General features: G+C 44.8%; 8 protein-coding genes and 1 pseudogene. 4 read left to right on the forward strand and 5 right to left on the reverse strand.

Going from position 1 to position 12,025, the window contains the following annotated elements:
* Positions 1–210: pseudogene (locus QUB10_RS25310) on the forward strand (hypothetical protein); the annotation flags it as partial.
* 2 nt (positions 211–212) lie between these two features.
* Here QUB10_RS25310 and QUB10_RS25315 read toward each other — a convergent pair.
* Positions 213–443 (reverse strand): photosystem II protein, Psb35-related, encoded by a 231-nt coding sequence (locus QUB10_RS25315; RefSeq protein WP_333205969.1) that lies wholly within the window; start codon positions 441–443, stop codon positions 213–215.
* 425 nt (positions 444–868) lie between these two features.
* On the opposite strand from QUB10_RS25315, the gene treS reads away from it, so the two are divergent.
* Positions 869–4,252: a maltose alpha-D-glucosyltransferase gene (treS, locus tag QUB10_RS25320; RefSeq protein ID WP_333205970.1), complete on the forward strand. Its 3,384-nt coding sequence runs from the start codon at positions 869–871 to the stop codon at positions 4,250–4,252.
* Between the two features lie 324 nt (positions 4,253–4,576).
* On the opposite strand, the gene QUB10_RS25325 is transcribed toward treS, so the two are convergent.
* Positions 4,577–4,897, reverse strand: coding sequence for a 2Fe-2S iron-sulfur cluster-binding protein (locus QUB10_RS25325; RefSeq protein WP_333205971.1), 321 nt, complete (start codon positions 4,895–4,897; stop codon positions 4,577–4,579).
* 112 nt (positions 4,898–5,009) lie between these two features.
* Positions 5,010–5,657: a sigma-70 family RNA polymerase sigma factor gene (locus tag QUB10_RS25330; protein WP_333205972.1), complete on the reverse strand. Its 648-nt coding sequence runs from the start codon at positions 5,655–5,657 to the stop codon at positions 5,010–5,012.
* A gap of 223 nt (positions 5,658–5,880) precedes the next feature.
* Here QUB10_RS25330 and QUB10_RS25335 point away from each other — a divergent pair, with 223 nt between their 5' ends.
* A complete protein-coding gene (locus QUB10_RS25335) occupies positions 5,881–6,630 on the forward strand; it encodes a phage Gp37/Gp68 family protein (protein WP_333205973.1) in 750 nt (249 codons plus the stop codon).
* Positions 6,631–6,672: 42 nt separating this feature from the next.
* Here the strand turns inward: QUB10_RS25335 and tcmP are convergent, their stop codons facing one another.
* Both tcmP and QUB10_RS25345 read right to left on the reverse strand, forming a co-directional pair.
* Positions 6,673–7,971 carry a three-Cys-motif partner protein TcmP gene (tcmP, locus tag QUB10_RS25340; protein WP_333205974.1) on the reverse strand — a complete coding sequence of 433 codons (1,299 nt, stop codon included), beginning with the start codon at positions 7,969–7,971 and terminating at the stop codon, positions 6,673–6,675.
* 101 nt (positions 7,972–8,072) lie between these two features.
* Complete coding sequence (locus tag QUB10_RS25345) at positions 8,073–11,798, reverse strand: hydantoinase B/oxoprolinase family protein (protein WP_333206002.1); 3,726 nt, start codon at positions 11,796–11,798, stop codon at positions 8,073–8,075.
* Positions 11,799–11,845: 47 nt separating this feature from the next.
* On the opposite strand from QUB10_RS25345, the gene QUB10_RS25350 reads away from it, so the two are divergent.
* The gene (locus tag QUB10_RS25350) at positions 11,846–12,025 is read left to right on the forward strand and encodes a hypothetical protein (protein WP_333205975.1); all 180 of its coding nucleotides are present in this window, start codon (positions 11,846–11,848) and stop codon (positions 12,023–12,025) included.

Raw genomic sequence — 12,025 nt, forward strand, 5'->3', positions numbered from 1 at the left:
TCTCTTGTGGAACAGGCATCCTGCCTGTTATTGAAAATTAGGAACAGGCAAGATGCCTGTTCCACAAACCATCAATTTTCTTGTGGAACAGGCATCCTGCCTGTAATTCAAAAATTAAGAACAGGCAAGATGCCTGTTGCACAAAAAATAAATCTGCTTGTGCAACAGGCATCTTGCCTGTTCTTGAAAATAGTCAAGCCTGCTACTTAATATTACGAATTGCTCATCGTGCGGCTGCCATAGGCATCCATGCTGTAGGCAGGAACGCGAACGCGGTAATCAATTTCTGTTCCCGTCACTGATTTTGCCAGTTGTTCAAAAGATTCATCGTTCCAATTCCGCTCGTGGATGGGCTTTGACTGTTCGCCCAGGAAATATGCTTGAGTGCCAATTAATGCTGCTGCGACCCAACCGACGATTAAAAGAGAGATTACAATAGCCATATTTGCTTTTTCCTTAACTTTTGTTGCTTTATGTAAACTAATGTAACGAAAATTAGTAATCAACGTCAAGGTACTGTAATGTCGTGGGAACCGTCCGGCAGGTAGTAAATACCGCACCTTTGACGGAACCGGGAGAGGGGAAGAAGGGGAGAGAGCGAGAGTATGTAGGGTGGGCACCGCGCATCGGTAGCTAGCACAGTACCCGGATTGTGAACTGTATCCGAAATAGCAAAACAGATTGTTGAGATTTTATAGTTAAGAAATTATAAGTTTTGCGTTAATAAATTACGATTAAAAGTCTGCCGCTGGCATGAGGAATAGCGACCCAATTATAAGTTATGATTTATCAGTTTGGATGGGAACTAACAAATCCCAATTACCAAATTTTAAGTACAAATTACCAATGACCAATTATCGCTACAATCATGCCAAACTCCATGTTAAATGACGACCCCTTGTGGTTCAAAGACGCGATTATTTACGAAGTACCAGTTCGGGCTTTTGCCGACAGCAATGCAGACGGCATTGGCGACTTTAGAGGACTGACAGAAAAACTGGATTACCTGCAAAACTTGGGAGTAACAGCAATTTGGGTACTGCCATTTTTTCCCTCGCCGCTTCGAGACGACGGCTACGATACATCTCACTATACTACCGTCAACCCGATTTACGGCACATTAGATGACTTTAAAGACCTTTTAGAAGCAGCCCACCAACGGGGAATTAGGGTCATTATTGAGTTAATTGTTAACCACACTTCCGACCAGCACGCTTGGTTTCAGCGAGCGCGCAGGGCCCCGAAAGGCAGTAACGAAAGAGATTTTTATGTGTGGAGCGACACGCCGGAAAAATATCAAGATGCTCGGATTATTTTCCAAGATTTTGAAACATCTAATTGGGCTTGGGATGCGGTAGCAAAAGCTTATTACTGGCACCGTTTTTATTCGCACCAACCAGATTTGAATTACGACAATCCGGCAGTCCGCCAAGCCATCTTAGATGTGGTAGATTTCTGGTTGGCACTGGGAGTAGACGGACTGCGGATGGATGCGGTGCCTTACCTGTACGAGCGCGAAGGTACTAATTGCGAAAACCTGCCAGAAACTCACGTATTCCTGAAGCAATTGCGGAAGCACGTAGATGAGAAATTCCCGAACCGGATGCTGCTGGCTGAGGCGAATCAGTGGCCGGAGGATGCAGTTGAATATTACGCGGCTGGGGATGAATGTCACATGAACTTTCATTTTCCACTGATGCCGCGTTTATTTATGGCTTTGCATATGGAAGATAGCTTCCCAATTAGCGACATTCTCCAGCAAACTCCGCATATTCCCAATAATTGTCAGTGGGCATTATTTTTGCGGAATCATGATGAATTGACGCTGGAAATGGTGAGTGATGAAGACCGAGATTATATGTATCGGGTTTACGCTCAAGACACTCAGGCGAGAATTAATTTGGGCATCCGCCGCCGTTTGGCTCCTTTGATGGGAAATAACCGCCGCCGTATCGAGTTGATGAATGCTTTGCTGCTGTCTCTTCCGGGTACGCCGGTGCTTTACTACGGCGATGAAATTGGCATGGGAGACAATATCTATTTGGGCGATCGCAATGGGGTGAGAACTCCGATGCAGTGGAGTGGCGATCGCAATGCTGGTTTTAGCCGCGCGAACCCCCAGCGACTTTACGCACCGCCAATTGTTGACCCTGAATATCACTACGAATCTGTTAACGTGGACGCGCAGCGGGCGAATCCGAGTTCTCTGTGGTGGTGGATGAAACGCCTGATTGCAATTAGGCAGCGCTTCCAAGCATTCGGCCGCGGAACTTGCGAGTTTCTGTCCCCCGAAAACCGCAAAGTTTTAGCTTTTGTGCGGACTTATCAAGACGAACACATCCTCGTCGTCGCTAATTTGTCGCGGTTCGTGCAGACGGCAGAATTAGACCTTTCGCCCTTTAAAGGTGCGGTTCCGGTGGAGATTTTCGGCCGCACTGAGTTTCCGGCGGTTGGCGAATCCCCTTACTTTTTGAGCTTGAGTCCTCACACGTTTTACTGGTTTACTCTTACTGTTAAACACGAAGATTTTTCGCTGCACGGTGTTCCCACAGACTTGCCTACTTTGGCGGTGATAGGCAATTGGAAAACTGCTTTCGCTACAACTCAGTTAAGCGATATGCTGCTTAATATTTTGCCGGGATACTTGCGGCGCAATCGCTGGTTTAGCGGTACGGATCGGACAATTCAATCTTTAGAAATAAGTGAGATTGTATCGGTTGAATGTAAAGATAGTGCGGGGGAGCAATCTCAAGTTTACATTCTGTTCTTGCAGTTGAATTATACTGAAGGTATGCCGGAAACTTACGTTTTGCCTTTAGGTTGGGAAGAGATTAAAGGCGATGTGGACGATCGGGCGATCGCGCGCCTGCACTTCCCAGAAACCAAAAAGGAAATCGGGGTACTATTTGATGCTGCTGGGGAGAAAGGTTTTCTGAGCGCGCTGCTGGGAGCGATCGCCAATTCTCGCAGTTACAGAGGTGTTGCAGGTCAACTGCTAGGAATTGCCGACCGTGCATTCAACTCCGAACAAGATTTATCGCAGCTCGATCCTCACCTGTTCAAAAAAGAACAAAGCAATACATCCGCAGGTTACGGGGACCGCTTCGTCCTGAAAATTTTGCGAAAAATCGAGGAAGGAATCAACCCCGAATTAGAAATCGGACGCTTTTTAACAGAGCGCAACTCGATCCAACACTACGCTCCAATTGCCGGAGCATTGGAATATCACACACCAGCAAAACAAGTCCTTACAGTCGGAATCCTACAAAAATTAATCCCCGACAGCGTAGATGCTTGGTCTTATACATTAGACACGCTGCGCGACTATTTCGAGCAAGTAATGACAGTAGAAGCAAAGCATTCCAGCGAGAATTTATCTACTGCCCCCGAAAATTATTTGCCGAACGCTTTGACCGGACAAACCCCGCGGCAGCAAAACTCGCTAGTAGCCGATTTATCCCTAGAAATTCCGGCATTAGCTCGCGAACTCATCGGCTCTTACTTAGCATCAGCAGAACTTTTAGGTCAGCGGACAGCCGAACTTCACCTCGCTTTAGCTTCTGACATAGAAAATCCCGCTTTTGCCCCAGAAAGCTTTACCTCGTTTTACCAGCGTTCCATCTATCAATACATGAGAAATCTGGCAGGAAGAACTTTGCTGGAGCTAAAAAAACGGATGTCCAAACTGCCGCCAGAAATACAAAAATCGGCGCAAAAGCTGCTCAACCGCGAAGATTTGCTCATGGAACGTTTCAAGTCTATTTTGAACTTGAGAATCACCGCCGATAGAATTCGGTGTCACGGGGACTTTCATTTCGGGCAAGTTCTTTATACAGGCAAAGACTTCGTAATTATTGATTTCGGAGGAGAACGCGATCGACCCTTAAGCGAGCGGCGGATGAAGAGGTCGCCCCTGCGAGATGTTGCAGGAATGCTGCAATCTATAAGTTACGCTGTTACTTTGGCACTCCGCAATGAAGTAGAAAGTGGCATGATTCGCCCTGAAAATCTCCCGGAGATGCAGCAGTGGGCGAACGTTTGGCACCGCTGGGTCAGCCTAACTTTTGTCAAGAGTTATTTGGCGACTGCCGCCGATGCAAGTTTCTTGCCCAAATCTATACCGGAACTACAAGTTTTGCTGGATGCTTACATTTTGGAAAAAGCGGTTGCCGAGCTAGCCTACGAACTCAATTACCGCTTAGATTTCGCGGAAATTCCGCTTCAGCGGATTCTACAATTGCTGAATTTATAAGGGTGGGTTTATCTATACTCGTTAGGGTGCGTGGCTTTCTAGTTCCTCAATTAACAGCGAGATGCTGGAAAGTCACGCACCTTACATGACACCAAATCTGGTTTGATAAGGATTTGAGATCATGTCCGATCGAGTGACCGCGATGAAAAGGGCGGGTTTTTGAGATTGTCAATTATGGGCAGATATTTTTTGTTAACCCGCCCCTACCGTATTAGGGGTAATCGACGGGACATAATATGACTGGCGAATATAATTCGCTCTTCTACAAAGAAATTTCGCGCCCAGCGAGGCTAGAATAAAAGATGGTAAAAAACTGATTTTCTATTACTTAAAATAAAGAGCAGCTTGATATAAAACTTGTTCTTGATGCGTTAACAAAGTGCAGTCAGAAAGCGGGTAAGCCACACAAGTAACAGCGTAGCCAGCTTGCAATTCTGAGGGCTTCAAAAACTTTTGTTCGCTTTGGTCGATTTCACCGCTCAGCAGTTTGGCAACGCAAGCAGAACACTCTCCTTGCTTGCATCCATTCGGCAAGCGGATGCCGGCATCTTCTGCCATATCTAAGATATACTGGTCGTCTGGTACTGCGATCGTGCGATCGAGGGCGATCGCCTCATTCACCAACCGAACTTGATAAACTGCCATTTTTTCCTTATTCCTCGCGAAAGGGCGGGTTTACGATGCTGTTAGTCCTAGCAAATATTTCGGGTAAAACCCGCCCGTACAACTAGAAAGGGCGGATTTATATCGTGTATATCTAGACAAGTGCTTCTTGATAATCGAGATTTTCATCTAGATAAATAGCCCGAATATCCTCCGGCAAATTTGATTCTAAAGTTTGATATCCTTTTTGGAGCAAAGCCTTTACCTGAGCGGGCGAAATAGCTTCGCCTTCTGCTTGCAAATAAGCTGCAATTCGAGTTTCGCTCCAGCGGAAAGTCTGAGCCATCAACACCACTAAACGCGGCAGCGGCGCTAACAATTCTAAGGCTTGTTTGACGTAACACCACAGGGGAGGCGGAGCCGATTGCAAAGAATAGTGAATCGACTCAACAGGGGGCAATTCAGCTTGATTTATGCAGACTGCGGTGACATTAATCAGCCAGTTTTGGAGACTGAGATTTCCGCCATCAGACTCTTGGATTTCGCGGCGCAAATCGAGGCCTCGGAGTTCGTGATAGATGTGCAGCCAAGTGTGGGCAAACAGGTAATCGCCTTGTACGGGCGATCGTACCGAATGGCGAATCAGGGAGTGTACAATTTGAGCGTAGCGGCAAAAAATCGCCGTGAAGAACCTACCTTGATCTGGATGGTTTTGAAACAGAGTCAATAATTCCTGGTCGCTGTGGTGAAACAGGGATTTGACCACAGGATGGTTGAATTCGGAAAAATTAGGTGTTTGCACAATTGTTCTGGAATAGCTTGGAGAATAAATGCGGGTGCAGCCCGATTCTACAACACGATATACATTTGATGCAAGTGCTGAAAAATTATGTTGATAATTAAGTCAATTAATTCTATAATAGAATTGTAGGTGATGCTGGATCAATCTAAAGTGATACATATAAACTCTATATATTCAGCACACCTAAAAAGATAATTTGTTGTTTCAATGGTAAGGTTTTTGTATGTCTAGCATTAATACTGGTATCGAATGGTGCGATCGGACATGGAATCCCACAACAGGTTGCGATAAAGTCAGTCCCGGCTGCACTCATTGTTATGCAGAAGCATTAACAAAACGGTTTCATACTAATTTCCCTAATGGGTTTACTTTAACAGAACACCCAAAGCGTTTGAACGAACCTAGGGGTTGGCGAAAGCCTAGTCGCATCTTTGTTAATTCAATGAGCGATTTGTTCCATGAAGATGTTTCTCTTGATTTTTTGAAACAAGTCTTTAATGTAATGCGTGAAACTCCTCACCACATTTATCAAATCCTTACCAAGCGAGATAAACGTTTAGTAGAGTTAGCCCCTCAACTTGAATGGTCTGATAATATTTGGATGGGCGTGTCTGTTGAGAATCAAAATTATGTTCATCGTGTGGATTCTTTGCGACAAGTCAATGCAAAGGTACGCTTTTTATCCTGTGAACCACTTTTAGGGCCGTTACAGCTTGATTTAACAGGAATTCACTGGGTAATAGTTGGTGGAGAGTCGGGACAAAAACACCGTCCAATGCAACCAGAATGGGCACAAAGTATTCGGGATCAGTGTCAGGATGCTGAAGTCGCGTTTTTCTTCAAGCAATGGGGAGGTAGAACACCTAAAGCTGCTGGGAGACTTCTCGATGATAAAATTTGGGATGAGATGCCAAAAGCTGAGAATAAACAGAGACAAAAATTGCTTCGGTGCTCGAAGATAAATAAATGCTAGTAACAGAGGCTAAATTATTACAACTAAAATTTAATAATCATATTATTCTACTATTTTTAGCAAACTATTTAGTGTGTAAGGCTTTTTAGAACCAGGTTTTTGTATCTCTAACATCCCTTCTTGATACAGTGAACCGAGAATATCGTTGTAATGCTGAGTTCTTTTTAAACAACCCAAATCATTCAATTTTAAAATAATATGAGTAATTACATCTTCAAAAGATTTCCATTCAGATTTGATTTCACGCAAGATTTGGATAGATTGTGTTTTAATTATAGCGATGCGTCTTTTCTGTTCGGCTTCCCATTCTTTATCAAGAAATTTTTCAATTCCTTGATAATTATCTTGAAAAAATAATAATTTATCTTCATCACAAACAAAATCATTCAGAAAATGACCAAATGCTTTTTCAGGATGATTGCTGCCGACTACAATACTGTATTGAGGTCTGACATCATTATAAGTTTCCTTAATTTCAAAGCTAGTTACACCTCTAAAACCTCCTTCTTTTCTCATTCTTTCCTTGAAGTATTCCAGCGCCCACCTTTCAAATTTTTGAGGCTCATTTTTTAGTTCCAGCCACTTGGGTTTCCACTCTATATCAGAATTAACACCTAGAAGCGTAGTCAAATTTTTCATATAACTCTCGGCAGTTTTTTGTTCTTTAGAATCAGCATAGGTAGTTTTGTACTGCCCAGCATTACGAGCTACTTGTATATTGTGAAAAAGCAAAAATACTTCGCCCTTATACTGACTTACATAATTTCCTATCTCACATATATTATCGAAATTCATTCCTTTAACAGCAAAGGTATCAAGAAAAAATAAGGTAGGATAGTTTTCTAAGTCTGTCATTAGCTCAGGAAAAGCAACCTCAAATGTTTGAGGTTTATATATTTTATATGACAATCCCTCACCTACAGTTTCACAATTTTTACGGAGCTTTATATTGAAATCACGCTTAGATTCTATAAAAAAACATTTTAAATTTACCCGCTTCTCTTCTCGGAATAGTTTAGCGCATTTAAGAGCTATCAAGGGTGAACCATCAGTATTTTCAAAATCATGTTCATACTTACTTGACCAAAATTTGGAATTGTTTACAAAATCTTCAATACCTATTCCTTCTGTATATTTTCCTATTCCTGCGAACCCATCGACATAATTTAAAGACTCTGATTGATAAGCTTTATTACCGCCCAGATTGTAACAATAAGACTGAATATACCTCAGCATAATCCGATGTTTAGCTGCTGACCATGACCGTTTTCGAGTAAAGTAATTTTCTGGGTTATTTGGTTCTTCAGGAAACAGAGAAAATGATAATTGTACACCTTCCATTTTCACCCCCGCGCTATTATAGACTGTAGTTGAATTTATTTTCTCAACACAGTGTAGCCGAAAAACCGAGAGAGGTCAACATTTGAAAACGTAAAGCCCTCTTAACTTTTTATACAACAACCATATCCTCCGCCCCCCGGAGTCTCAATGACAAACACATCCCCCGACAGCATTTCCACAGTCGCCGTACTTCCCAACTCCTCAACATTTCCATCAAATCTCTCAACATAATTCCGCCCAACTTTTCCCGCTTCCCCCCCATTCAAACCGTAGGGAGAAATCACCCGCCGCCCCGATAAAATTCCCGCCGTCATCGCCTCCCGAAACCGTACTCGCCGCACCACTCCATTACCGCCGCGATGAGATCCATTCCCCCCACTATTAGCCCGAATTGCAAAACTTTCTAACAACACCGGAAACCGCCATTCTAATACTTCTGGGTCAGTTAAACGCGAATTAGTCATGTGAGTTTGAACCGCATCCGTACCATCAAAACTTGCACCCGCACCCGCACCGCCGCAAATAGTTTCATAATATTGATAGCGCTGATTCCCAAAGGTAAAATTATTCATAGTTCCCTGAGAAGCAGCCATCACTCCCAAAGCACAATACAAAGCATCGGTAATATTCTGCGATGTTTCCACATTCCCGGCAACTACCGCCGCCGGATAGCGAGGATTCAGCATACAGCCTTCGGGATTGATGATTTCGAGAGGTTTTAAACAGCCCGCATTTAGAGGAATATCGTCATCTACCAAGGTGCGGAAAACATACAAAACAGCGGCTTTGCCCACGGCTGCAGGAGCATTAAAATTGTTGGTTTGTTGACCAGAAGTGCCAGTAAAATCTATTTTTGCACTGCGCGCAGATTTGTCAATTGTAATCGCTACCTTAATTTGTCCGCCACTATCCATCGGATAAGTAAATTCGCCATCACTCAAAACCTCAATTACCCGCCGCACCGACTCTTCCGCATTGTCTTGTACGAAGCCCATATAAGCTTGCACAGTCTCTAATCCATAATGTTCTACCATCTTGAGCAGCTCTTCTGCGCCGCGCTTGTTAGCAGCAATTTGTGCTTGCAAATCGGCTATATTTTGAGCGGAATTGCGAACAGGAAAATTCCCCGATGTCAGAATTTCTAGTAATTCTTTTTCTCGAAAATCGCCCTCGCTTACTAACAGAAAATTGTCAAGCAATACACCTTCTTCAGTTACTGTTGTACTGTTAGGAGGCATAGAACCGGGAGTAATGCCGCCGATGTCGGCGTGGTGTCCTCGCGAGGCAACATAAAACAAAGGAAGAGAGCAATCACGATCGCATACTGGAGTAATAACGGTGATATCTGGTAAATGCGTGCCGCCGTTGTAGGGATTGTTAGAAACATAAACATCGCCCGGTTGAATCGCATTGCCTTGTGCTAAAATTAAAGCTTCAACGCTTTCGCTCATCGAGCCCAGATGTACGGGAATGTGCGGCGCGTTGGCCACTAATTGCCCGTTTTGGTCGAAAATTGCACAGGAAAAGTCGAGGCGTTCTTTGATGTTGACGGAGGAACTTGTGTTTTGCAATGTGACGCCCATTTGTTCCGCGATCGCCCGAAACAAATTATTAAATATTTCCAGCAAAACCGGATCTGATTTAACCGCAGATAAACGCGAATGAACGCGGATATTATCTGCGTCCATCTGCGTGCATCTGCGGTTCAAAATTAAATCATTATTTTCGGTGATTTCCCCTTCCCAGCCCGGTTCTATGATATTAGTTCCCGTAGCTTCAACAATCATAGCAGGGCCTTCTATGCAGTCGTGCGATCGCAAATCATCTCTCCGATAAACAGGCGTTTCCCGCCACCCGCCAGCAACATACATTTGCACGGTTGAAATTGGTTGCACAGGCAAGATGCCCGTGCCACCAGAGGGGGAAATTTTGGATGCTTCCGGCACATCCATTCTTTCTACAACTTCCACCGAAACCGCTTCCACAATCAGCGGTTTTTCGGGCATAATAAAACTGTAACGCTGTCGGTGTGCTGATTCAAATTCAGCCTGCATGACCTCAATATTGTCAGCAAAATCTACCGCCAAAACCGAGTCACTTCCCTGATATTTTAAGCGCAGCTTCCTAACAACTAAAACCTCTGGCTCATTCTCTGCGTTCTCTGCGCCTCGGCGGTTCAATTCCCTCTTTCCCTCAGCCTCCAATTCGGCTAAAATATCATGCAAATCAGGTAATAATTCTGCATTTAATTGTTGCTCGATCGCCCTTTCGCGAATAGCCCGCACATCAGCCAAACCCATACCGTAAGCGGACAACACACCCGCATAAGGGTGAATAAATACCCGTTTCATCCCCAAAGCATCGGCGATCGCACAAGCGTGTTGGCCGCCCGCACCGCCGAAACAGCACAATGTATACTCCGAAACATCGTAACCGCGCTGAAGCGAGATTTTTTTGACAGCATTTGCCATCTTTTCCACAGCGATCGCCAAAAAACCCTCCGCCACCTGTTCCGCCGTCCTCTCGCCCCCAATTTCCCCCGCTAATTGCCCAAATTTTTGCTTTACTACGTCAGGGGCGATCGGCAAATCTCCATTCAATCCAAATACTTTCGGGAAAAAATCCGGTTGAATTTTCCCCAACATCACATTGCAATCAGTAACCGTCAAAGGGCCGCCTTTGCGATAGCAAGCAGGCCCAGGATTGGCCCCTGCAGACTCCGGCCCGACGCGGTAGCGAGCCCCGTCAAAAAAGACAATTGAACCGCCGCCGGCTGCTACAGTGTGAATTGCCATCACGGGCGATCGCAATCTCACCCCAGCAATTTCCGTCTCAAATTCGCGTTCGTATTCGCCGTTAAAATGGGCAACATCTGTCGAAGTTCCGCCCATATCAAAGGTAATAATTTTATCAAAACCTGCCTTTTTGCTCGTTTGAACTGCACCGACAATTCCCCCAGCAGGCCCGGATAAAATACTGTTTTTTCCTTGAAATTGTGCGGCGTCCACTAAGCCGCCGTTCGATTGCATAAACATTAATTGGGGGGGCGGGGAGGGCGAGGAGGATGAGGGCGGGCACGGGGAGGAGGAGGAGGGCGGGCACGGGGGCACCGCCCCTACAGATAATTGACTGGTTACTTGTTCGACGTATCGACGTAAAATCGGAGATAAATAAGCATCGACAACCGCAGTATCTCCCCGCGAAACTAATTTCATCAGCGGGCTGACTTCGTGAGATACTGAAATTTGAGTAAAGCCAATTTCTTTGGCTATTTTAGCAACTTGTTTTTCGTGTTCCGAGTAGCGGTAGCCGTGCATGAATACGATCGCACAACTGCGAATTCCCTCATCGTATGCTTGCTGCAAAGACGGGATAAAGTCGGGATTGACAGCAGTTAACTCCTCACCTTGAGCACTGTAGCGTTCGGCAACTTCAATAACTCGATCGTACAGCATCTGGGGCAAGACAATGTGACGCGCGAAAATATTCGGGCGGTTTTGATAGCCAATTCTCAGCGCATCGCCGAAACCTTTAGTAATTAACAGAATTGTGCGATCGCCCTTTCGTTCCAGCAAAGCATTTGTCGCCACCGTCGTCCCCATTTTAATCGCTTCAATTTGTGCAGCGGGTATGGGAACATCTGCAGCAATTCCCAAAATATCGCGAATTCCTTGAACTGCGGCGTCGGTGTAGCGTTCCGGGTTTTCCGACAGCAGCTTGTGAATGACTAATTTACCGTCGGGGCTGTTGGCGACAATATCGGTAAAAGTGCCACCGCGATCGATCCAAAATTGCCAGCGAGTGCGATCGTCAAAAACAGCATTCATATCATTATCCATCATAAATGTTAATCAGCCTTTTATGGGCGGGCAGGATGCCCACCCCACAATACAATTTATCTCTTGTGGAACAGGCATCTTGCCTGTTCTCGATCATAAATGTTAATCAGCCTTTTATGGGCGGGCAGGATGCCCACCCCACAATACAATTTATCTCTTGTGGAACAGGCATCTTGCCTGTTCTCGATCGAGGTACAAAATGTCAGTTCAAATAA

Origin of the sequence: Microcoleus sp. B5-D4 (assembly GCF_036705145.1) — a bacterium.
Lineage (GTDB): Bacteria > Cyanobacteriota > Cyanobacteriia > Cyanobacteriales > Microcoleaceae > Microcoleus.

Bases quoted from the DNA above. Each gene is read 5' to 3' on its own strand.
- tcmP (WP_333205974.1), bottom strand. From the start codon at position 7,971: ATGGAAGGTGTACAATTATCATTTTCTCTGTTTCCTGAAGAACCAAAT.
- QUB10_RS25325 (WP_333205971.1), bottom strand. From the start codon at position 4,897: ATGGCAGTTTATCAAGTTCGGTTGGTGAATGAGGCGATCGCCCTCGAT.
- treS (WP_333205970.1), top strand. From the start codon at position 869: ATGCCAAACTCCATGTTAAATGACGACCCCTTGTGGTTCAAAGACGCG.
- QUB10_RS25345 (WP_333206002.1), bottom strand. From the start codon at position 11,798: ATGAATGCTGTTTTTGACGATCGCACTCGCTGGCAATTTTGGATCGAT.
- QUB10_RS25350 (WP_333205975.1), top strand. From the start codon at position 11,846: ATGCCCACCCCACAATACAATTTATCTCTTGTGGAACAGGCATCTTGC.
- QUB10_RS25335 (WP_333205973.1), top strand. From the start codon at position 5,881: ATGTCTAGCATTAATACTGGTATCGAATGGTGCGATCGGACATGGAAT.
- QUB10_RS25315 (WP_333205969.1), bottom strand. From the start codon at position 443: ATGGCTATTGTAATCTCTCTTTTAATCGTCGGTTGGGTCGCAGCAGCA.